The 21,970-nt window shown below is 62.1% G+C and carries 16 protein-coding genes; 7 read left to right on the top strand and 9 right to left on the bottom strand.

Annotation, left to right across the window (positions count from 1 at the left end):
• Nucleotides 1–91 precede the first annotated feature (91 nt).
• The 6 genes from GFU70_RS14755 to GFU70_RS14780 all read right to left on the bottom strand — a co-directional run bounded on the left by GFU70_RS14755 (nucleotide 92) and on the right by GFU70_RS14780 (nucleotide 9,163).
• A complete protein-coding gene (locus GFU70_RS14755) occupies nucleotides 92–2,512 on the bottom strand; it encodes an efflux RND transporter permease subunit (RefSeq protein ID WP_153388305.1) in 2,421 nt (806 codons plus the stop codon).
• Nucleotides 2,513–2,564: 52 nt separating this feature from the next.
• Nucleotides 2,565–3,668, bottom strand: a complete 1,104-nt coding sequence (locus tag GFU70_RS14760; RefSeq protein ID WP_153388306.1) for a WD40/YVTN/BNR-like repeat-containing protein — start codon at nucleotides 3,666–3,668, stop codon at nucleotides 2,565–2,567.
• A gap of 69 nt (nucleotides 3,669–3,737) precedes the next feature.
• Nucleotides 3,738–5,099 carry a DUF1329 domain-containing protein gene (locus tag GFU70_RS14765; RefSeq protein ID WP_153388307.1) on the bottom strand — a complete coding sequence of 454 codons (1,362 nt, stop codon included), beginning with the start codon at nucleotides 5,097–5,099 and terminating at the stop codon, nucleotides 3,738–3,740.
• Nucleotides 5,100–5,114: 15 nt separating this feature from the next.
• Entirely contained in the window at nucleotides 5,115–6,764 is a 1,650-nt protein-coding gene (locus GFU70_RS14770) for a DUF1302 domain-containing protein (protein ID WP_153388308.1), read from the bottom strand.
• A gap of 89 nt (nucleotides 6,765–6,853) precedes the next feature.
• Complete coding sequence (locus GFU70_RS14775; RefSeq protein ID WP_116642152.1) at nucleotides 6,854–7,621, bottom strand: coniferyl-alcohol dehydrogenase; 768 nt, start codon at nucleotides 7,619–7,621, stop codon at nucleotides 6,854–6,856.
• A 69-nt stretch (nucleotides 7,622–7,690) separates the two neighbouring features.
• Nucleotides 7,691–9,163 (bottom strand): benzaldehyde dehydrogenase, encoded by a 1,473-nt coding sequence (locus GFU70_RS14780; protein WP_058543965.1) that lies wholly within the window; start codon nucleotides 9,161–9,163, stop codon nucleotides 7,691–7,693.
• A gap of 284 nt (nucleotides 9,164–9,447) precedes the next feature.
• On the opposite strand from GFU70_RS14780, the gene GFU70_RS14785 reads away from it, so the two are divergent.
• On the top strand, nucleotides 9,448–11,223 hold the full coding sequence (locus GFU70_RS14785) for a sigma-54-dependent Fis family transcriptional regulator (RefSeq protein ID WP_058543966.1): 1,776 nt from the start codon (nucleotides 9,448–9,450) through the stop codon (nucleotides 11,221–11,223).
• Nucleotides 11,224–11,388: 165 nt separating this feature from the next.
• On the opposite strand, the gene GFU70_RS14790 is transcribed toward GFU70_RS14785, so the two are convergent.
• Nucleotides 11,389–12,291, bottom strand: a complete 903-nt coding sequence (locus GFU70_RS14790) for an AraC family transcriptional regulator (RefSeq protein WP_153388309.1) — start codon at nucleotides 12,289–12,291, stop codon at nucleotides 11,389–11,391.
• 273 nt (nucleotides 12,292–12,564) lie between these two features.
• Here GFU70_RS14790 and GFU70_RS14795 point away from each other — a divergent pair, with 273 nt between their 5' ends.
• The 3 genes from GFU70_RS14795 to GFU70_RS14805 all read left to right on the top strand — a co-directional run bounded on the left by GFU70_RS14795 (nucleotide 12,565) and on the right by GFU70_RS14805 (nucleotide 15,848).
• On the top strand, nucleotides 12,565–13,878 hold the full coding sequence (locus GFU70_RS14795) for an ABC transporter substrate-binding protein (protein ID WP_116642149.1): 1,314 nt from the start codon (nucleotides 12,565–12,567) through the stop codon (nucleotides 13,876–13,878).
• Nucleotides 13,879–14,028: 150 nt separating this feature from the next.
• Nucleotides 14,029–14,802, top strand: coding sequence for an L-iditol 2-dehydrogenase (locus tag GFU70_RS14800; RefSeq protein ID WP_058543968.1), 774 nt, complete (start codon nucleotides 14,029–14,031; stop codon nucleotides 14,800–14,802).
• 194 nt (nucleotides 14,803–14,996) lie between these two features.
• Nucleotides 14,997–15,848, top strand: coding sequence for a CAP domain-containing protein (locus GFU70_RS14805; RefSeq protein ID WP_153388310.1), 852 nt, complete (start codon nucleotides 14,997–14,999; stop codon nucleotides 15,846–15,848).
• 132 nt (nucleotides 15,849–15,980) lie between these two features.
• On the opposite strand, the gene GFU70_RS14810 is transcribed toward GFU70_RS14805, so the two are convergent.
• Entirely contained in the window at nucleotides 15,981–16,877 is an 897-nt protein-coding gene (locus GFU70_RS14810; protein ID WP_153388311.1) for a LysR family transcriptional regulator, read from the bottom strand.
• Nucleotides 16,878–16,978: 101 nt separating this feature from the next.
• Between GFU70_RS14810 and GFU70_RS14815 the strand changes: the two genes are divergently transcribed.
• From GFU70_RS14815 to GFU70_RS14825, 3 genes are read left to right on the top strand one after another with little or no spacing between them, the layout of a single operon-like run.
• Complete coding sequence (locus GFU70_RS14815) at nucleotides 16,979–18,328, top strand: acyclic terpene utilization AtuA family protein (RefSeq protein WP_153388312.1); 1,350 nt, start codon at nucleotides 16,979–16,981, stop codon at nucleotides 18,326–18,328.
• Nucleotides 18,328–18,651 (top strand): hypothetical protein, encoded by a 324-nt coding sequence (locus GFU70_RS14820; protein WP_081264524.1) that lies wholly within the window; start codon nucleotides 18,328–18,330, stop codon nucleotides 18,649–18,651. Before GFU70_RS14815 ends, GFU70_RS14820 begins: the two co-directional genes overlap by 1 nt.
• 52 nt (nucleotides 18,652–18,703) lie before the next feature.
• On the top strand, nucleotides 18,704–20,011 hold the full coding sequence (locus GFU70_RS14825; protein WP_058546850.1) for a CitMHS family transporter: 1,308 nt from the start codon (nucleotides 18,704–18,706) through the stop codon (nucleotides 20,009–20,011).
• A 248-nt stretch (nucleotides 20,012–20,259) separates the two neighbouring features.
• Here GFU70_RS14825 and mqo read toward each other — a convergent pair whose 3' ends face one another.
• Nucleotides 20,260–21,903, bottom strand: coding sequence for a malate dehydrogenase (quinone) (gene mqo, locus GFU70_RS14830; RefSeq protein WP_058546849.1), 1,644 nt, complete (start codon nucleotides 21,901–21,903; stop codon nucleotides 20,260–20,262).
• Nucleotides 21,904–21,970 lie beyond the last annotated feature (67 nt).

Raw genomic sequence — 21,970 nt, forward strand, 5'->3', positions numbered from 1 at the left:
TTCAAAGGCTCTGGGACAACACCCAGAGCCCTGCCCAGCAAAATCCCCTTGTTCAGCAATGGGTATACACGCCCAAAAACGCCAGGCCAATTCAGCCCCGAACCCACCGTTGCTGCCGGCTCAGTTCAGGCTTTTTTAAAAACACCTTCTGCGGCAACAGCAACCAGGCCAACGCCGGCAGCAGGATCAAGGCGCCCAGCATGTTCACCAAAAACATGAAGGCCAGCAAAATTCCCATATCCGCCTGGAACTTGATCGGCGAAAAAGCCCAGGTCGACACCGCCACAGCCAAAGTCATGCCCGTCAGCAACACCACTTTGCCGGTGAACAGCAGCGCCTGGTAATACGCCTGGGCCAGGGTGTCGCCGGCACGCATTCGCGCCAGGATCACGCTCAACACATAGAGTGCATAATCGACCCCGATGCCCACCCCCAGTGCAATGACCGGCAGTGTCGCGACTTTCACCCCCATGCCCAGCCCCACCATCAGCGCCTCGCACAGGATCGAGGTGAGCATCAGCGGCAACATCGCGCACAGGGTTGCGCGCCAGCTGCGGAAGGTCAGCAAACATAACAGGCTGACCGCGCCGTAGACCCAGAACAGCATCTCGCGCATGGATTTCTTCACCACGATATTGGTCGCCGCTTCGATCCCCGCACTGCCGGCCGCGAGCATGAACTTGACCTCCGGCATCGGATGCCCGGCAATGAAGTGCTCACTGGCTTCCACTACCCGGTTCAGGGTGTCAGCCTTGTGGTCGGCCAGGTAGACGTACAGCGACAGCATCGAACAGCCCTGATTGAACAGCTCTCGCGGGGCGCGGGTTTGCACGGCCCCCAGTGCGCCGTCATTGGGGATCAGTTCATACCATTTGAAGTTGCCTTCGTTATAACCGGCCGTGGCGATCTTGCTCAGCGCAGCCATCGAGGTGGTCGATTCCACGCCGGGCAATTGCTCCAGTTGCCAGGCCAGCGCATCCACCGCCGACAGGCTGGCGTAACGGGTGCATTGATCTTCCGGGGTCTTGATCATGACCACGAAAATATCCGAGCTGGCCGCATAGTTCTGGGTCATGAACAACGCATCGCGGTTGTAGCGCGAGTCGGCACGCAACTCCGGGGCACCTGGGTCCAGGTCGCCGATTTTCAGGTGCAGGCTCACGGCAAACCCAAACGCGGCCAACAGCAGGCCCGCCAACATGCCGCCAATGGCCCAGCGCCGTTGGGTGAACAAATCGAGCATACGCCACAAGGGATGCTTGATCTGCGCTTGTTGCTCGGTGGTTTCCGAGCTCAGGCTGCGTTGCGCCGCCGCCGGGCTGACGCCGATATAGCTGAGCAGGATCGGCAACAGGATCAGGTTGGTGAAGATCAACACCGCCACCCCGAGGCTTGCGGTGATCGCCAGGTCCTGGATGACCCGAATGTTGATCAACAGCAACACGGCGAAGCCCACCGCATCACAGAGCAAAGCGGTGATGCCGGCGGCGAACAATCGGCGGAAGGTATAGCGCGCGGCAACCACCCGGTGAGTGCCACGGCCGATGTCCTGCATGATGCCATTCATCTTCTGCGCGCCATGGCTCATGCCGATGGCGAACACCAGGAACGGCACCAATGCCGAGTACGGGTCCAGCTCATAACCGAGCAGGGCCAGAAGCCCCAGTTGCCAAAGCACCGCCGCCAATGAACAGATCACCACCACCAAGGTGCTTCGCGCACAACGGGTGTAGCCAAACAGCACCAGTACCGTCACCAGTACCGCCACCACGAAGAACAGCAGTACCTGGGTCATCCCCTCGATCAGGTCGCCGACGATCTTGGTAAAGCCGGTGATATGGATCCGCAGGTCGTCAGTCTGGTACTTGTCTCGCAACGCCTCCAGTTGCCGGGAAAACTCGCCATAGTCCAGCGCCTTGCCCGTCTGCGGATTGATTTCCAGCAGTGGCACGAAGATCACGCTGGACTTGAAGTTGCCGGCGACCAATTGACCGACTTCACCGGAGCGGGCCACATTGGTCCGCACCTGCTCGAGGCTGGTGGCCGAGCCGTCGTAGTCATCGGGGATCACCGTGCCGCCGTCGAGCCCGTCTTCGGTCACCGCGGTCCAGCGTGTGGTCGGGGTCCATAAGGATTTCATGTAGGGGCGGTCGACACCCGGCAGCAGATAGAGCTCGTCGTTGAGCCTGGCCAGGGTGTCGAGGTAGTCCTTGGTGAAGATACTCCCCTGCTTGACCTCCACGGCGATGCGCAGCGAGTTGCCCAGGCCACTCAGCTCCTTGCGATTCTCCAGGAAATTGGCGACGTAGGGATGCCCCGTGGGGATGGTCTTCTCGTAGCTGGCATTGATGCCGATGCGCGTGGCTTGCCAACCGAGCACCAACGTCACCAACAGGCACAGCAGGATCACCAGCGGTCGATGGTTGAAGATCGCCCGCTCAGCGAAGTTGCCTGACGTCCGGTCAAAGTCTTCCTGGCGGCCGATCACGGTTTGGATTCTGTCGTCTTTCAAGTTTGACTCCTGTTGCACGAGCCGTGGCCCGATAGCGCTACACCGTGAAGTTTCAAGGTTGACCTGCGGCCCGCGGATCCTGGTCAGCGGCCACGCCGGTCAAACCGACGCTGGCCAGGCTGCCGTCGACTGCCTGTTGCACGGCAGCGACCGTCCCGCCGCTACGGCTTTGTCGCTTGTCAAAGCTGCGCCCCTGGTCGTGACTGAATAAAAGTTCACCACTCTGGCTGGCCAATAACAGGCCGCCGTCGCGCAGTTCGAGGGCGCTTGCCAGTGTCGATTCGATACCGGTGTCAAGGCGTCGCCAACTGTTGCCACGATCACCGGACCACCAGGCGTTTCCACGCAAGCCATAGACCACCAAGGCGCCATCGCGGGTGCCGAGCAGACCGAAGAAGCTGCCCTCATACGGTGACTTCAAAGCCTGGAATGACTGCCCGGCATCGGTCGAACGCAACAGCAGTCCGCGCTCGCCCACCAGCCACAGATCGTTGCCCAAGGCGCGGATGCCATACAGGTTCAAGCCCTGTGGATTGTCCACATGCCGCATCCACGGCTGCCAGCTTCGCCCGCCGTCGTCGGTACGGTAGATCTGGTTGTAGGCGCCCACGACGTAGCCGTGCAGGCGGTCACTGAAGTACAGGTCGAGAAACGGTTTATCCGGTCCGTCCTCGAGCAGGCGCCGTGCCTGTGCCAAGTGGCTGGCACCGCCCGGTTGATCGGCATCGCGCTCAGCAACCTGCACCGCCAATGCGATGGCACGCTCACCGTCGAGTTGCTTTTGCCAGGTTTGCCCGCCGTCCTGGGTGTGCAGCACCACGCCCAGATGACCGACCGCCCAGCCCTGCTCGGCATCGACGAATTGCACCGCCGTCAGGCTGACGCTGACCGGCACCTTGGCCTGGCGCCAACTCATTCCAGCGTCATCGGAGAGCAGCACGATCCCGCGCTCACCGACCGCCACCAGGCGTTCGCCGGCCCGGGCCAGCCCGAGCAATACCGCACGCTGGGCCTTGGCGGTCGGCAATGCCGGCTGTTGCAGCACGGCCAATGTCGTGGCCTGTGCAACCAAGGGCACGCTCATCAACAGGCTCGCCACCAAGGCGAAAACACCCCATAGCGGACTGCGCTGCGCAAAGTTTTTTTCAACGTTCATATCGTTATTCCGCCTGGAAAATCGTAAGCGACCGCGGCGAACCTCCTCCTCGCCACGGCCGCCACAGGTTCAACGCATGTTTTCGTTGGCCATGGCATCCGGCGTGAAATAAGACGCCGAAGGTTTCGCAACTTTCTGGTACTGAACCGCCAGGTCGTTGCTCGATGAGTTGAGGAAGTAGGCCCCGGTGTCGAGGTTGTAGCTGCCCCACATGACCTGCGCGGTGAGGACCGGAAGATCTGGCGCCAGCAGCGTCAGCGAATACATTTGCCGGCCGAGTTTGCCCTGGGCGTCATAACCGTCGGCCATCAGGATCTGCCAGGAGTCTTCGTCGACGTAGTAGGTCCGACGCGGCACGACATGACGTTTACCGGGTTTGAGCGTGGCCTCGACCACCCAGACCCGATGCTTCTCCCAACGCACCAGGTCAGGATTGAGAAAGTTCGCCTTGACCAGGTCGTCGCTCTTGGCCAGCGCGGCGCGGTTATTGTTGTAGGCAACGATCAGCTCTTTCTTGCCCATCAGCTTGAGGTCATAACGATCGGTCGGCCCGAACAGCATGAACGCTTCGTCGAACAGGCCGACACCGGAGGTCACGAAGTCCGGCGTGTCATAGGCGATGTTCGGCGCCCGGCGAACCCGACGCTGACCAACCAGATATTGCCAGGCCGCACGCTTGGCCGGGTCCAGGTCCCAATGGGTCATCAGGCCTTCGCCAGCCTTGGACGATGGCAGCTCGGTGAACAGCTTGCCCAGCAGGTACTTGCCCGAATAGTTTTCCAGGCTGCCGCCTTCGACGTAGTAGGGAAACTGATAGGTGTACTGGGCCCGGGTCGCCTGGACTTTCTTGCCGCCGGCGGTCATCAGCCAAGTGTCGAAAGGCGAGCTGATGGTGTCGCCGCCTTGCCAGGACAACCGATAGTTCCACAGCACTTGCGCACCGTTTTCCGGGATCGGAAATGGGATGCCGCCATAAGCGTTGGAGACTTTTTCGCTGTCGACGTCCAATGCGGCGCGGATGGCATTCTTGCTGGTGTTGTCATAGACCCATTGCGGCGCGGCGGCCGAACGATGGGTCGGGTACACGTCCAGGCGATAGTCCGGGTACTTCTTGAGCAACAGCTTGGTGCCTTCGGCCAATTCGCTGGCGTACTGCTCCATGTTCGCGGCTTTGATCGAGTACAGCGGTTTCTCGCCGGCGAACGGGTCGGGACGCTTGTCACCCGGCTTATAGCCGGGCGCGACCTGGGTATAACCGCCCTGCCACGCCGGAATACTGCCATCGGCATTGCCGGCCCGCTCGCCGCCCAGGGGGGTCAGATCGGTTTTCAAGCGCGCGGCCTGTTCAGGCGACACGGCCGCCTGCGCCAAGCCCATGCCGGCAAGGGCCAGGGTCAGGACGCACGTGTTCAGGAATGCTGTGTTCTGCATGGCGAATCCACCTTATTAGAATGAGGTTTTCACGTAGAGCGAGACGAAGTCGCGATCGGCCAACGACTGTCCGTAACTGAAATTGCCGTCCTCGCGCAGCCCGGCTTTCGGTGCGCCGAAGAAGTTCACGTAGTTGAGGCCGACATCCCAGCGCTGCAGGTAGGTGGCTTTGAGCCCGATGCTCCAGTCGCCGGAATGGGTATTGCCGAAACCGGATTTGTTGACCGCCGATGAGCGTCCATCGAGCACTATTCCCATACCGATCGGCACGGTGAGGTCGATTCCGTCGACGATCTGGAAGTACGCCGGCTCGATCAATACCCGCAGCGCCGTGGCATCGCGGGTGGTGTTGGAGTCCAGCGCGGCAGCGTTCTTGGTCACGCTCAAGGTGCGGTTCCAGGCCAGTTCGGCCAGGGCCGATCCGCCGTCCCAGAACGCGGTGGGGGACAACAGGTAGATCGCCGACAGGTTGGCGTGGGCGGTCTTGCCCCTGGCGAACAACTCATTGTCGCCACCATCGGCCGCCATGCCGGGGGTCACTACTTGCAGATTACTCACCAGCGGCGCGTTCCAGCGCACCGACGTCTCACCGGCAAAGTTGAACGGACCGTAGGCTGTGGAGAAGCTGACGCCGGCGGTCTTGATGTCTTCGGCGTAGACCTGACGATAGGAACCCAGGATCGGCAACCCGGTGGCCGCAGACGCCGCACCGTCCAGGTAGGCGTACAACCCGATCGGCGCTTTATCGTGGTACTGGGCCGCGTAGAACCCCAGTTCCAGCTCAGTGCCGGTCGGTTTGAAACGGATCTGCATGCCGCCCTGCCCCGAATTGCGCGGTTTCAAATCGCCGCCATTGACCGTGTCGTTGCCGAACACTTCGCGCAGAGGGCCACTGCCGTAACCGATGGCATCGACATCGCTCAGGTAGCTGCCGGCGCCGGGCAGATTGGAACGCTCCCACTCAAACTGATAGTAAGCACCCACCGACAGCTGCGGGTTGATCTGCAACTGCCCGGAGATCTGATTGACCGGGCGCAGGATCTCCTTGAACTGAGTCCCCGGCACGCTGAGCAACTTGACGACATCGGTCGGGCCCTGGGCATTGGCAATGCCGTTGCCGCCGTAGAACAGGCTTTCCCCATAGATCAGGCTGTGTCGGCCCAGGCGCACCACGCCCTGGGAGTCTTCGCCGATGTCACCGCGCAAGAACACGAAGGCATCGAGAATTTCCGCGTCGCGCCCATGGAGCTTGCGGGTTTCACTGAGGAAATGTGTTTGCTCGCTGCTGTCGGTGTCCTGGTTGTAGATATCGTCGTACCAGGCTGCGCCGCTCACGCGCAGCCCATAGTTTTGCCGGCTCAGGTCCATTTCGGAAAACAGGTCCAGGCGGTTGGAGACCAGGCCGCTGCTGAAGTTCTTATCGCCCTGGCTCTGGATCGAGGGGTACAGGCCGTTGGCGGTTGGCGCGTTGACCAAACGGCTGTCCTGCCCTTGCAGGCGCCAGGCCTGGCTGTACTTGAGGGTGTTGTCCCAACGCAGTTTCCAGTCGGAGTCACCCAGGTCCATTTGCATGGCCTGGACCCTTTCGACCATCACACCGCTGCTGCATAACGCCAGGAACAGGGCGCAATGCTTGAAACCAAGGCAATCTTTGAGGTTATCCATGGACGTTTCTCATTATTGTTATTTTCGGGCATGGCTTTGCAGCCAACACGCTCGGGTAGCGGCTTGCACCGCTTTCTTCGGATGCACATTCAGATGTAGGTGGAGGCCAATCCCCCGTCGACGGGCAGGTTGACGCCGTTGATCCAGCGCGACTCGTCGGCACACAGGAAAGCGATCACCGCCGCCACCTCGTCGGCATAAGCGGGACGTTTCATGCGATGGGCATCGGCCTGGGTCCGGGCTTCACCGAGCATGCTCACGAAGTCGTCGAGGATGGGCGTGAAGACCGGGCCAGGCGCGACACTGTTCATGCGCACCGAATGCTCAAGAAACCAGGGTTGGGCCTGCAGATAGGTCCAGACGATCAACGCTTCCTTGAAGTACTGGTAGCAGGTCTGGTCGGGCACCGGGTGGTCGGCCAGCCAGGCTTGCGCGGCGGCAAAAGCTTCGATGCGCGCCAGCGCCTTGTGCTGTTCCAGGCGTAACGGCCATTCGGCGCCGAGGATCGAGGCGATATTGACGATGCTGCCGCCCGCGTTGATGCGCGGTAGCAGCGCACGGCTCAAGTGGCGCAACCCGAGGTAGTTGACCCGCGCCAGCAGTTGCGGGTTTGCGGTGCCCGGCACCCCGGCAATGTTGCACAGGCCGTCGAACCGTGCGGGCAGCTGCGGCAGCAACCGTTCGATGGTTTCGGCACTGCTCAGATCGCCCTGCACAAAACCGTCCAGGGTCATGTGCGGCGCCTTGAGGTCCACGCCAATCACCTGGGCGCCATGGGCGCGCAGCAGGCTCGCCGTGGCGGCACCAATGCCCGACGAGACACCGGTCACCAATACAATCTTGTTGTCGAGTTTCATGTTGAGTCCTCTTATTATTTTTGTGCACTCGCAAGGCCTTCAGCTCATCGGGCCCTGTAAACCTGCCTGTCAGAAGGGGTAGACCGGCGCCTTGTCCTTGACCGTCACCCACTGCCATTGGGTGTATTCGTCCCAGTCCGCCGGGCCGCCGACGCTGCCGCCATTGCCCGAGGCGCCGCGCCCGCCGAACGGGTTGACGCATTCATCGGCGACGGTCTGGTCATTGATGTGCAACATGCCGCACTGCAACCGCTCACCAATGGCCATGGCCCGGCCCACCGACGGCGAAATGATCGCTGCCGCCAAACCGTATTCGGTGCGGTTGGCCAACTCGACGGCTTGATCATCGGTGGCGAAGCTGACCACCGTTGCCACGGGACCGAAGATCTCCTCGTCGAAAGCCCGCATGCCCGGTTTCACGCCGCTGAGCACGGTGGCCTGATAGAACAACCGATCGTGCTCGCCACCTGCCTCCAGCCGGGCACCGGCGCGTACGGAGTCGCTGACGATGTCGTGCACCCGTTTCAGCTGTCGCTGGTTGATCAGCGGCCCCAACGCGGCTTCGCCCTGGGCGGCGTTGCCTACGGTCAAGGCCCGGGCCTTTTCCACCAGTTTGCGGGTCAGTTCTTCGGCGATGGATTCATGGGCGAGGATCAAGCCGGTGGCCATGCAAATCTGCCCTTGATGCAGCCAGGCGCCCCAGGCCGCGTTGCGGGCGGCGAGATCGAGGTCGGCGTCTTCAAGAATGATCAACGGGTTCTTGCCACCCAACTCCAGCGCGACCTTTTTCAGGTTGCGCCCAGCCACTTCCGCGACCTTGCGACCGGCGCCGGTGGACCCGGTGAAGGCGATCATGCGCACGTTAGGGTCGCGGCACAGCGCCTCACCGGCATCCGCCGCACCGGGCAACACTTGCAGCAAGCCCTTGGGCAGCCCCGCTACCTCGAACAACCGGGCGATGAGCAAACCACCGCTCACCGGGGTCTGCGGATCCGGCTTGAGCACCACGGCGTTGCCCGCCGCCAGGGCTGGCGCAACGGAGCGCATGGACAGCACCAGGGGAAAGTTGAAGGGCGATATCACGCCGACCACGCCATGGGGCTGGCGCCGCGCATAGGACAGGCGCCCTGCCTCGCTGGGCAGGACCACCCCATGGGCCTGGGACAACAGGCCAGCGGCCTGATGCAACAGCACGATGGCTTCGCGCACTTCGTGTTGGCCCTTGAACAACGCGGCGCCGGTCTCCCGGGCCACGTACAGCGCCAGCTCGTCGAAAGACTGCTCGGCCACGTCGGCGGCCTTGCGCAAGATCGTCGCCCGTTGCCGCGGGCCCAGGGCCGCCCATCCCGGCTGCGCCAGGGCGGCGTCGCGGCTGGCCTTGGCGATGTCGGCGGAGTCGGCCGTGGCACAGCGCATCAGCCGCTCACCGGTGGCCGGCTCGATGATCGATTGCAGCGGACCCGACGCAGGCACCCAGTCACCGTTGAAGACACATTCCGACTCGATCACCTGGGACAACAGGTGGCTTTTGGATGCAGACATTTAACACTCCCGGCTCTTTGTTGTTGTCATCGTTTGCCGCACCTGGAAGGTATCGACGCAAACGCCGTGCAAGTGCTTGAGCAAGCGCTGTGCCGGTTTTGCCAGCAGACCTTGATAAACCTGGCGCAGGGCTCTGGATCAATACTCTGCACCGAGTGCAAGGTTCATGGGGCCCTCACCAACGTGGCCGCTGGCCAGCCGCCACTTGTTCATTTGATAAAGTTATGTTTAATAACTATCTCGCCAGATGATCATTTCGATCACCCGCCATCAGGGGCATAACAATGAATAATCCCCACTGCCAGTTGCCGGATCACAGGATCGCCACCGAGCACTTCCGTCCACGGGGTGACAGCACCGAGCTGACCGACAGCAGTTCGCCCACGCCGGCAGAGCTCACCGCATGCCTGTTTTTCTCCCCCGATGACGGCCGAATCTGGCTCAACGACCAGCGCATGTTGCTGCTGCACAGTTCATCCTTCGGTGCGTTGCGCCGGGAAATCATCGAACGCCAGGGCCTGGAACAGGCCCGTGGCATGCTCACTCGCACCGGCTATTGCTCTGGCGCCCGGGACGCCCGGCTGATTCGCGAACGCTGGCCCCACGCCGATGCCGCGGCGGTGTTTCGCGCCGGCACGCATTTGCACACCCTTGAAGGCATGACCAAGGTCGAGCCACTGCATTTCAAGTTCGATGCCGACTCGGGGTTCTATGAGGGGGAGTTTCTCTGGCATCACTCCTGCGAGGCCGACGAGCATGTCGCCGCCTATGGCACCGGGCAGGACCCGGTGTGCTGGACCGAACTGGGCTATGCCATCGGTTTCGTCAGCGGGCTGTTCGGGCAACTGGTGATCTTCCGCGAAGTGGAATGCCGAGGCATGGGGCACGAACGCTGCCGAGTCGTCGGCAAGACCGCCGAACAATGGGGTGATGTCGAGCAGGACCTCAATTACCTCAACGCCTCACCGCCGACGGTCGTCGCGCGCACCGACAGTCAGTCGGACATTGTTGCCGGAGCCGCCCCGCTGCCGGACAGCGAACAGCCGCTGATCGGTGCCAGCGCCGCCTTCAACGCCGCGACCCAGGCCTTGCAACGGGTGGCCTTGACCCCCGCCACCGTGCTGGTCAGCGGCGAATCCGGCGTCGGCAAGGAGATGTTCGCCCGCCAGTTGCACCAATTGAGTCGCCGACGCGAGGGGCCGTTCATCGCTCTCAACTGCGCGGCCATCCCCGACAACCTGATCGAGGCCGAACTGTTTGGCGTCGAACGCGGTGCCTATACCGGGGCCACCCATTCACGCCCCGGTCGTTTCGAGCGGGCCCATGGCGGCACGTTGTTTCTGGATGAGATCACGTGCCTGAGCCTGGCCGGGCAAAGCAAGTTGCTGCGCGCCTTGCAGGAGCGGGAAATCGAGCGGGTCGGTGGTGGCCACGGCATCAAGGTCGATGTGCGGGTCGTGGCGGCCACCAACATCGACCTGCGCAAGGCCGTGGCGGACGGCGCATTCCGTGAAGACCTGTTCTACCGCCTCAACGTCTACCCCATCGCCCTGCCGCCCTTGCGCGAGCGTCGTGATGACATCCCGTTGCTGATCAATGCCTTCCTCAAGCGCTTTTGCCAGGAATACGGCCGCACCCCCATGGGCCTGACCATGCGCGCCTTGAAGGTGCTGTTGCGCTATGACTTTCCGGGCAACGTGCGGGAATTGCAGAACCTTATCGAACGCGGCCTGATCGCCAGCGAAGAAGGCCAGGCGATTGACCTGGTCCACCTGTTTCGCAATGAGCAACTGCCGGTGGATGCGTACTCCGTCGACCTGCACGGCGGTCTCTCGCCGATGGGCCTGGCCGCCAACGACGCCGCGCAAAAGCCGGCGCTGCTCCAGTCCCTCAGCCAACTGGACTCGGACTTCTCCATTGACGGCCTGGAGTCACGGCTGATCAACGAAGCCCTGCAACTGAGCAGCGGCAACCTGGCAGCGGCCGCACGCTCATTAGGACTGAGCCGGGCACAGTTCGCGTATCGGTTGAAGAAGCATCAACGGGGTGTCCCGGACTAACCCCCGAATCTGGGGGAATACTGCAAAATCTGTATCCACCATAAATCCCCTGTGGGAGCGAGCTTGCTCGCGATGGCGGTGGGTCAGCTGGCATTGATGTCGGTTGGGCTGACGTCATCGCGAGCAAGCTCGCACATTGGTTTCTGGGTGACTGCAAGGTCTGTGTCAAGCTGGGGGAAAAGCACCCCGCCGGTACTCGCTGGGGGTCTGGTTCATCTCTATCCGAAAATGCCGGTTGAAGTTGGACAAGTTGTTGTAGCCCACTTCAAAACAGATATCGGTCACCGGCATTTCGCTCTGCAACAGCAAGCGACAGGCACGCTGGACCCGCAGCTTGCGCATCAGGTCAATGAAGCCGTGTCCGGTGATGCGCTTGAAGAACCGCGAAAAGCCCGGCTCGCTCATGTCCAATTGGCGGGCGATCACCGACAGGCGCAGGTCGCCGGTGAGTTCGGCTTGCAGGTACTCGAAGGCTTTATGGATGCGCTCGGAACTGCGCGCATCGAGCGCCGGCGCGTAGCAAGGGCTCGCCAGGCTCAAGGCCTCGTCGTCAGGGGCTTGGTTGAGGGTGTGAAGCAGTTCCAGGAACAGCGCCAATCGCACCAGCCCCTGGGCCGGGCCGATGGCCTCCAGCAGGTGCGCGGCCTGCCGCGCGGTGTTGCCGTCGAAGGCCAGGCCACGGCGGGCACGCTCGAACAGGCCCTGCAGATCCCCCAGTTCGGGCAGGGTTCGGCGCAAGGTCAGCAGCGTGGCGCCATCGAATTGCAAGACCACGTCGCGCCCGGGCAGGTGCTCGCCCGCTGCCAGGTCGCCCATCCAGTCGTGGGGCAAGTCGGGGCCAATCATCGCCACATGGCCAGGGCCAAACGGGCCGATGTAGTCGCCCGCCAGCAGTTTGCCGCTGCCCTGGCGGATCAGGTGGATTTCAAATTCAGGGTGATGGTTCCAGCGCGCCATCGGGTACGGGTAGTCATGCTCGTACCAGCGAAAACTGTGTTCGGGCTCAGGCAGGATGACTTCCAGTTCGGCGGGTCGCTGCTCGAACAGGGGCGTTCGGTGATCAGGCATGTCGCGCCTCTTTTATCGTTATAGCGGGCACCTTACGCCGAGTGCGTAGCGCTTCGCCAGCCTCGGCCTGACCGCTCACTGATACTTTTTTAACCCAGGCCTGCCGCACTCAAGGGCGTTAAAAAAGTATCGGCACACGATCCTCCCTGCGTTTGTCGGCCTCCACGGGCGCTGCTGTAATCGGCTTGCCATTGGCGATGGACAGCTCTGCCCGACGCCACGCCCCCCACAACAATAATAATTCTGCGCCCAGGCGCAGCTCTGGAGAAGCTCATGAAAACGGTGCCCAAGGCGCTTGTCATGTTCGCGGGATTGTCTTTTGCCCTGGCCGCACAGGCCGCCGAGACCCTCACCATCGCCACGGTGAACAACGCCGACATGATCCGCATGCAAAAACTCTCGAGAACCTTCGAGAGCGAGCACCCGGACATCAAGTTGAACTGGGTGGTACTCGAAGAAAATGTCCTGCGCCAGCGCCTGACCACCGACATCGCAACCCAGGGCGGGCAGTTCGACGTGCTGACCATCGGCACCTACGAAACCCCGCTGTGGGGAGCCAAGCACTGGCTCGAACCGATGACCGACCTGCCCGCCGGGTATGACCTGGAGGACATTTTCCCTGCCGTTCGCCAAGGCCTTTCGGTCAACGACACGCTCTACGCCCTGCCCTTTTACGGCGAAAGCACCGTCACCTATTACCGCACGGACCTGTTCAAACAGGCCGGCCTGAGCATGCCCGAGCAACCGACCTGGAGCCAGCTCGGTGAATTCGCGGCCAAGTTGCACCAGCCTGACCAGGGCCAGTACGGCCTGTGCCTGCGGGGCAAGGCCGGTTGGGGCGAGAACATGGCGCTGCTCAGCACCCTGGCCAACACCTTCGGCGCCCGTTGGTTCGATGAACAATGGAAACCGCAATTGGACAGCCCGCAATGGAAGGCCGCCGCGCAGTTCTACGTCGACACATTGAAAAAATATGGCCCGCCGGGCCTGACCAGCAACGGGTTCAATGAAACCCTGGCGCTGTTCAACAGTGGTAAATGTGCGATCTGGGTCGATGCCAGCGTCGCCGGCTCCTTCATCACCGACACCAGCCAAAGCAAGGTCGCCGACCGTGTGGGCTTCGCTGCCGCCCCCATCGAAGTGACCCACAGAGGTGCTTCCTGGCTCTATGCCTGGTCATTGGCGATTCCCACCAGCTCCCGGCACAAGGACGCCGCCAAGTCGTTCGTTGCCTGGGCCACGTCCAAGGACTACATCCAGTTGGTCGCCAAGCAGGACGGCATCAGCAACGTCCCACCCGGCACGCGCATGTCCACCTACAGCGACGCCTACCTGAACGCCGCACCATTCGCCCGGATCACCCTGCAAATGATGCAGAACGCCGACCCGGCCCACCCCACCGTCGAACCGGTGCCGTACGTGGGTATCCAGTACGTGACGATTCCAGAGTTCCAAGCCATCGGCACCTCCGTCGGCAAGCTGTTCACCGCCGCCCTCACCGGACAGATCACGGTGGAGCAGGCACTGGCCTCGGCGCAATCGAGTACCGCGCGGGAGATGAAGCGGGCTGGGTATCCCAAGAAGTAACGACCTCTGTGGGAGCAAAGCTTGCTCGCGGTGCTGGCACCTCGATTTCTGAGAGACCGCATCAGCTTCATCGCGGGCAAGCCTTGCTCCCACAGAGGGATACCTGCGCTCCCCGTTATTGATTTTTTTGACTTCAGAAAGGACAACCCCATGAAACGACTGCAAGGAAAAAGCGCCCTGGTGACCGGTGCCGCCCGAGGTATCGGTAGGACGTTCGCCCAGGCCTATATCAACGAAGGCGCCACGGTAGCGATTGCCGATATCGACCTGGAACGGGCCCAGGCCACTGCCGCCGAACTGGGCGACAGCGCCTACGCGGTCAAAATGGACGTGACGGACCAGGCTTCGATCGACCAGGCCATCGAGGCCGTGGTGGCCCGGGTGGGCAAGCTGGATATCCTGATCAACAACGCCGCGCTGTTCGACCTGGCGCCCATCGTGGAGATCACGCGCCAGAGCTACGAGCGGCTGTTTTCCATCAACGTCGCCGGCACGCTGTTCACCCTGCAGGCGGCGGCGCGGCAGATGATTCGCCAGGGTCACGGCGGCCGGATCATCAACATGGCCAGCCAGGCCGGTCGGCGTGGCGAAGCGCTGGTCGGCGTCTATTGCGCCACCAAGGCAGCGGTGATCAGCCTGACCCAGTCCGCCGGGCTGGATTTGATCAAGCATCGGATCAACGTCAACGCCATCGCCCCTGGTGTGGTGGAGGGCGAGCATTGGGATGGCGTGGATGCGCTGTTCGCCCGCCACGAAAATCTGCCATTGGGGGAAAAGAAGCGCCAGGTCGGGCAACAGGTGCCCTATGGCCGGATGGGCACTGCGCAGGACCTCACCGGGATGGCGATTTTCCTCGCCTCGGCGGAGAGCGAGTACGTGGTGGCGCAGACTTACAACGTCGATGGCGGGAACTGGATGAGCTGAAAATCTGCGATTTCATGGCCTTGTAACGACGGAAATGGACCTATTCGCCCAAAAACTGATCCCACTACTTGAGGATTGTCCCGAACGGTACCCAACGGTGCCGTTCCAAGGGATTTCAAGAGAGCGTGAATACCGTTGCCCCAGCGGGGCAAAAATTGCGCATCATAGGCGCCGTCCGCTCAAGGGAGATTTACATGCGTGCCATTTCATCCGTCATGGGTCTTGTCGTGCTGTCGCTGGGCCTGGTGTTCGCCACCAGCGCTACGGCCACCGAAGAGACGCAACTGGTCGAGTCCATCAACCTTTACCGCAGCCAGTCCCAAAGCTGCGCCGGCGAGGCCTCGCTGGAGTTGCCACCGCTGGCGATGGATTCCCGGCTGATCCTGTCGGCCAATGGCATCGGCGACCTGCAGCAGGCGCTGGCGCGGGCGGCCTACCCGATGGTCAACGTGCAGGCCATCAGCCTGTCCGGGCCGCGGGATGCGCAATCGGCCATGAAAGCTGTCCAGGAAAGCTTCTGCCAGGTCATACTCGACCCGCAGTTCGTCGACATCGGCGTCAGCCGCCTGGATCGCGAATGGCGCATCGTACTGGCGCGCCCACTGTTGTCGGCGCGCCTGGGTGACTGGCAAGCCGAAGGCCAGAAACTGCTGAAGCTGATCAACAGTGCCCGCACCCAGCCGCGTCGCTGTGGCACCGAAACCTTCGCCGCCACCACACCGCTGGCCTGGAACGCCACCTTGGCCCTGGCCGCCGTGACCCACACCCGGGCCATGGCCAACAACAATTTCTTCGACCACAAGGACCGCGACAACCGCATGCCGGGCGACCGCGCCGAACTGGCCGGTTACCTGGGCCAGTTGATCGGCGAGAACATCGCCGCCGGACAGGACACCGCGCTCAAGGTGGTGGACGGCTGGCTGGCCAGCCCGGGGCACTGCGCCAACCTGATGAACCCGCAGTTCCGCGAATTGGGCGCCGGGTACGCGACCGATCCGAAAAGCGATGCAGGGATCTATTGGACGGCGATGTTTGGCACCCAATAGCGAGGTGGCCGGGCCACCGCTATCGCGAGCAAGCCCGCTCCCACAGGGGATTTGTGGCGGACATGCAATCAAGTTCCACCACCAGCCTATGTGGGAACGAGCTTGCTCGCGATAGCCATTGCTCGATCAACCTCAGTGTCCGTACCTGACATCGTCCTTGCGCAGCACCTGCCGTACATGCCGCATGAACTGGCTCAACGAAGGCGATTGGGCCACCGGCTTGCGTTGCAGCAGGCCGATCGAACGTTTCGCCGGCTGGTCGATGGCGGTAACAGCACACTGCTCACCGATGTTGAACACCGCCGTGCAGCTGGCCGGCAACAGGGAAAAACCCAATCCTTCGCGCACCAGGGCTGTGGCCGTGCTCATATGCGCCACTTCCCAGGCCGGCACAGGATCGACGTTCAAATAGCGCAACGCAGCGTCAGCCAGGGGCCGGATGCTGGTGTCAGGCGTGAGGGCAATGTAGGGTTGCCGCTTCCAGTCGTCCTGGTCGTCATGCTGCAGGGCCTTGTGGCTCAGCAACACCAGATTGTCATCCAGTAGACGCACGAAGCTCAGTCCAGACAGATCGTCAGGCAACGAACTGATGCCGGCGTCCACCTCTGCCCGCTGCACCCAGCCCATGATTTCCCCGGCGCGGCCGTCCAACAAGCTCACCGTCACGCCAGGGTTTTCATGCTGGAAAGAAGCAATGGCGATCGGCAGGAATGACGCCGCAGCGGTGGGCAAGGCAGCCAGCCGGAGCGTGCCGCGGCTCAGGCTCAGGGTGTCGCGGGCATCGCGCACAGCGTCGTTCATGTCCCGGAGCATGCGCCGGGCCTGGGGCAGAAAATGCTCACCGGCCGGGGTCAACTCGACGCTGCGGGTATTACGCGCGAGCAACTGCAACCCCATGCTTTCTTCCAGTTTGCGGATGCTATAGCTCAGCGCCGGCTGGGACAGGTGCAATTGTTCTGCCGTACGGGTAAAGCTCGACGTCTCGGCGATAAGGATAAAGGCACGAAGCTGTCTGAAAGAAACGTTCATGGCCGCACTTATAAAATTAATGAATCAATTGATTCTACCTTTAAAATTCACAGAACAATCCACGCCAGCCACTATGGGCCATCCCCACAGTGGAAACGGACATGACAAAAAAAATCCTCGTCGGCTGCGGCGCCGGTTTCGCCAATGATCGGCCCGACGCCGCCCTGCGCCTGGCCCAGGACCTGGCGCAGCGCGAAGGCCAGCGCTACATCATGCTCGAACTGCTGGCTGAACGGACCCTGGCCGAGGCGCAACTACGCAAGCGCCTGGATCCACAAGCGGGCTACTCCGCGCGCCTGTTCGATTTCCTCGAACCCATGCTGGATGTGTGCATCGAGGCCGGCATTGCGATTATCACCAACGGCGGTGCCGCCAATCCCAGGGCGGCCGCGCAACGGCTGCGCCAGACGCTGGCGGGCCGCTTCCCTGCACTGAAAATCGCCTGCGTGCTGGGTGATGACCTGTTGGAAGAAATGCCGCCCCGTTACGAACAATGGTTGTCCTCGGATCCCTCGGAGCACCCCGTGTCGGTGAACGTCTACACCGGGGCTGACGGTATCACCCAGGCGTTGGCCGAGGGCGCTGGCATCGTGCTGTGTGGCCGGGTCGCGGATCCGTCGTTGGCCGTGGGGGCAATCCGCCATGGGTTGGGTTGGCCGGCTGACGATTGGCAGAAAATGGCCATCGCCACCACGGCCGGCCATCTGCTGGAGTGCTGCACCCAAGTCACCGGCGGCTATTTTGCCCATCCTGGGATGAAAGACATTCCAGACCCGGCCAATCTCGGCTGTCCCATTGCGGAGATCCATCAGGATGGCCGCCTGATCATCGGCAAAACCCGTCACTGCGGCGGACGGGTCAGCGAACAGACCGTCAAGGAACAACTCCTTTACGAAGTACACGACCCCCGACGCTATCTGACGCCGGACGTGGTGCTGGACCTGGGCCAGGCCCATGTACGGGACTTGGGCGATGACCGTGTTGAAATCAGTGGCCTGCTGGGTCATCCGCGTCCCGGTACGCTCAAGGGCTTGACGGGTGTACGCGGCCTCTGGTTCGGCGAGGCAGAGATATCCTACGCAGGCCCCGGCGCCGTGGCGCGTGCCGCGCTGGCGCGGGAGATCCTGCTGCAACGTTTTGACCAGTTGGCACCTGGGGTACAGCCCTGGATCGATCTGTCGGGGGTCGCCAGTCTTTTCAACGACCAGGGCGGTCGTTATCTGCAACAACAACTGGGCCAGGCGCCCGCCCTGGAGGATGTACGTGTGCGGATCGGCCTGACCCACACCGACCGACTGTTGGTGGAGGCGCTGCTGTCGGAGGTCGAATCGCTCTACACCAACGGACCGGCGGGCGGCGGTGGCGTGCGGCGACACCTCGTCGAGACCGTCACCACCCGCAGTTTCCTGCTGCCGCGAGATGAAATCCATACAACCCTGGAGTGGTACTGATGAACCTGGTCACCCTCGCCGACTACGCCCATGCCCGTGCGGGCGATAAAGGCAACATTCTCAGCATCGCCCTGTTTCCCCGCGATCCGGCCCACTATCGGTGGCTGCTTCGGGAATTGACCTGCGCCCGAGTGGCCGAGCAATTCGCAACGCGACAGCCCTCCAAGGTCCATCGCTATGAACTGCCGAACCTCAATGCGCTGAATTTCGTGCTCGAGGACGCCCTGGAGGGTGGCGTGAACCGCAGCTGTGGTCTTGATCGCCACGGCAAGAGCCTGAGTTACCTGCTTCTGGCCTTGCGCCTGCCCGGACCGCAAGGCTGATCGACTCACCGCCCGCGAACCTTCGACAACAATAAAAAAGAGAGGCTGCAACATGATTACAACCCTGGGTTTGCTGATGATGCTCGCCATCATCGGATTGATATTGCTGCGCAGGATCAGCCCGGTGGTGGCGTTCACCACCCTTCCCGTGGTCGCTTGCCTGATGGCCGGATTCAATCCCGGACAGATCGGCGAATTCATCAAGGCTGGCCTGATTACCGTGGCCCCGACCGCAGCCCTGTTTCTGTTTGCCATCCTGTTCTTCGGCATCATGCGTGACCGGGGGTTGTTCGATCCTTTGGTCAACCTGCTGATCCGCAGCACGGGCGGCAGGCCGCTGGCCGTGGCGTGGGTAACAGTGTTGGTGACATCGGCGGTTCATCTCGACGGTGTCGGCGCCGCCACGTTCCTACTGACCATCCCGGCACTGCTGCCCTTGTATAAACGCCTGAACATGAGCCCGGCGATGCTGTTGTGCCTGGTTGGCACCACGGCCGGCGTGATCAATATGGTCCCTTGGGGCGGAACGACCGCACGCGCCGCCGCGGTGTCGGGGCTGGATGCCACCCAACTGTGGCTAGGCTTGCTGCCGGTGCAGATGGTGGGCCTGGCGTGCATGCTCGTTGTCGCGACAGTGTTGGGCTTGCGCGCCCAGCGTCGCCAACCGATGTCGCTGGGGGCGGCTGCAACGGTTGAACTGGACAGCCTGCACCCCCAAGACCGTGAATTCGCCCTCTCGCCTCGGGAGCTGCGCTACTGGCTGAACGTGGCGCTGACCGGTGGGATCCTGGTGTGCCTGTTCACCGGCATTTTTCCCTTGTATGCCTGTTTCATGGTGGGACTGGGCATCGCCCTGCCCTTGAACTTCCCGTCCCTGGACGCCCAGGCCGAACGCCTCAAGGCCCATGCGGCCGATGCGCTGCAAATGGTCCTGGTGATGATGGCCGCCGCCGTCCTGCTGGGCGTGCTCTCCGGCGCGAAGATGTCCGACGGCATGGCATTGGCACTGATCGATATCATGCCCGCCGGTTCTGCCCAATATCTGCATGTGATCGTCGGCTTCTTCGGCGTCCCCCTGGGAATGATCTTCTCACCCGACGCCTACTATTTCGCCCTGCTGCCGGTGATCAGGGACGTGGCCGCCGCCGCGGGAGTCCCCCTCGAAGCCGTGGCCCGGGCCATGTTGATCGGTGAAAACGCCGGATTCTCCATCAGCCCGGTGGTGCCCAGCGTGTACCTGGCGCTGGCGTTGTCCGGCGTAGAGCTGCGCAAGCACATCGCCTATACGTTCTTCTGGGCCTGGGGTGTCAGCCTGGCGATGCTCGCCTTTGCCGTGATGACTGGAGCGGTACAGGTGTGAGCGCGCGGTGAATGCGGTGCTGATGGATGCGTTTGATGAGGCCCAGGCATTGCTGCCTCAAACGTTTGGGGTCCTAAGTGGCCGTTACCGCAGCAAAGGATATGTACCCAATCCAATCCAATCCAATCCAACCCCAACACCAAAGAAAACGGCGCCTTCCCCTCCCTCGGAAAAAGCGCCGTATCCTTAAGTGAACAGCATTACGCTCAATGCGTAGCGTTCTTGTACCTCACCAGACAGCGTCCGGTTTACAGCGCCATGTCAGCCGCTGGGTTGGCCTCAGGGGCAGCGGCAGGCGTGGCCGGCGCCGCGGTGGCGCCTGGCTTGCCGATTGCCGGTGGCGGTGCCAGTTGCAGGACTTCGCTGGTGTAAGCCCACTCTTGCGCAACGCGCTCAGGGCTTTCGTTGAGCTTGGTGCCATAGCTCGGCACGATCTGGTGCAGTTTTTCCTGCCAGGCTGGACTGGCGACCTTGTCCTTGAAGACCTTCTCAAGCACGCTCAACATGATCGGTGCGGCGGTCGAGGCGCCTGGCGAGGCACCCAGCAGGCCGGCGATGCTGCCGTCCTCGGACGCGACCACTTCGGTGCCGAGTTTGAGCACGCCGCCCTTCTCTTCATCACGCTTGATGATCTGCACGCGCTGACCAGCCTGCCACAGGCGCCAGTCTTCCTGCTTGGCGTCCGGGAAGTACTCTTTCAGGGCGTTGAAGCGATCTTCATCCGACAGCATCAGTTGACCGGCCAGGTACTCGACCAGTGGGTACTGTTCGATACCGACCTTGGTCATCGGCCACACGTTGTGGGTCGTGGTGCTGGTCAGCAAGTCGAAGTACGAACCGTTCTTCAGGAACTTGGTGGAGAAGGTTGCGAACGGGCCAAACAGGATCACGCGCTTGCCATCGAGCACACGGGTGTCCAGGTGCGGAACCGACATTGGTGGTGCGCCCACCGAAGCCTTGCCGTAGGCCTTGGCCAGGTGCATCTGGGCGACAGTCGGGTTTTCAGTGACCAGGAACGAACCACCCACCGGGAAACCTGCGTATTCACGTGCCTGCGGGATGTCAGACTTCTGCAGCAGGTGCAAGGCACCACCGCCGGCGCCGATGAACACGAACTTGGCGTCGGTCTCGGTTTCGGTACCGTCTTTCAGGTTCTTGTACGAAACGCGCCAGGTGCCGTCTTCGTTGCGGGTGATCTCTTCCACTTCGCTGGACAGCTTGAGGGAGAAATTCGGCTTGGTCTGCAGGTAAGCCGCAAATTGGCGCGTGATTTCGCCGAAGTTCACGTCGGTGCCCAGTGGACTCCAGGTGGCCGCGACTTTCTGGCTCGGGTCACGCCCTTGCATCATCAGTGGGACCCACTTGCTGATCTGCTCGCGATCTTCGGAATACTGCATGCCGGCGAACAACGGGCTGGCCTGGAGGGCTTCGTAGCGCTTCTTCAGGAACGCGATGTTGTCATCACCCCATACGAAGCTCATGTGCGGTGTGGAGTTGATGAACGAACGCGGATCCTTCAGCACACCGCTCTTGACCTGCCAGGACCAGAACTGACGGGAGATCTGGAAGGCTTCGTTGATTTCGATGGCCTTGGCGATCTCGACCTTGCCGTTCTTGTCTTCCGGCGTGTAGTTCAGCTCGGCCAGCGCAGAGTGACCGGTACCGGCATTGTTCCAACCGTTGGAACTCTCTTGGGCAACACCGTCCAGACGCTCGACCATTTCCATGGTCCAGCCCGGCTCCAGCTCGTTGAGCCAGACGCCGAGTGTCGAGCTCATGATGCCCCCACCAATGAGCAAGACATCAACTTTTTTCGGCTCGGCGGCGTGCGTGGTCGCAAGACCCATCGCCATCGCCAGGCCCAGTAGCGCCGTGTGTGTTTTCTTCAACATGTGTGTATCCCTAGGATGAACGCCATTCCGTCCACCTGTCCTGGTCAAGGATGGACCACATCCACAG

The organism is Pseudomonas brassicacearum, from assembly GCF_009601685.2.
GTDB lineage: Bacteria > Pseudomonadota > Gammaproteobacteria > Pseudomonadales > Pseudomonadaceae > Aquipseudomonas > Aquipseudomonas kilonensis_B.

Coding starts and splice junctions, on each gene's coding strand:
- GFU70_RS14760 (WP_153388306.1), bottom strand. CDS start 3,668: ATGAACGTTGAAAAAAACTTTGCGCAGCGCAGTCCGCTATGGGGTGTT.
- GFU70_RS14825 (WP_058546850.1), top strand. CDS start 18,704: ATGATTACAACCCTGGGTTTGCTGATGATGCTCGCCATCATCGGATTG.
- GFU70_RS14780 (WP_058543965.1), bottom strand. CDS start 9,163: ATGTCTGCATCCAAAAGCCACCTGTTGTCCCAGGTGATCGAGTCGGAA.
- GFU70_RS14815 (WP_153388312.1), top strand. CDS start 16,979: ATGACAAAAAAAATCCTCGTCGGCTGCGGCGCCGGTTTCGCCAATGAT.
- GFU70_RS14795 (WP_116642149.1), top strand. CDS start 12,565: ATGAAAACGGTGCCCAAGGCGCTTGTCATGTTCGCGGGATTGTCTTTT.
- GFU70_RS14765 (WP_153388307.1), bottom strand. CDS start 5,099: ATGCAGAACACAGCATTCCTGAACACGTGCGTCCTGACCCTGGCCCTT.
- GFU70_RS14805 (WP_153388310.1), top strand. CDS start 14,997: ATGCGTGCCATTTCATCCGTCATGGGTCTTGTCGTGCTGTCGCTGGGC.
- GFU70_RS14785 (WP_058543966.1), top strand. CDS start 9,448: ATGAATAATCCCCACTGCCAGTTGCCGGATCACAGGATCGCCACCGAG.
- GFU70_RS14790 (WP_153388309.1), bottom strand. CDS start 12,291: ATGCCTGATCACCGAACGCCCCTGTTCGAGCAGCGACCCGCCGAACTG.
- GFU70_RS14775 (WP_116642152.1), bottom strand. CDS start 7,621: ATGAAACTCGACAACAAGATTGTATTGGTGACCGGTGTCTCGTCGGGC.
- GFU70_RS14810 (WP_153388311.1), bottom strand. CDS start 16,877: ATGAACGTTTCTTTCAGACAGCTTCGTGCCTTTATCCTTATCGCCGAG.
- GFU70_RS14770 (WP_153388308.1), bottom strand. CDS start 6,764: ATGGATAACCTCAAAGATTGCCTTGGTTTCAAGCATTGCGCCCTGTTC.
- GFU70_RS14800 (WP_058543968.1), top strand. CDS start 14,029: ATGAAACGACTGCAAGGAAAAAGCGCCCTGGTGACCGGTGCCGCCCGA.
- GFU70_RS14820 (WP_081264524.1), top strand. CDS start 18,328: ATGAACCTGGTCACCCTCGCCGACTACGCCCATGCCCGTGCGGGCGAT.
- mqo (WP_058546849.1), bottom strand. CDS start 21,903: ATGTTGAAGAAAACACACACGGCGCTACTGGGCCTGGCGATGGCGATG.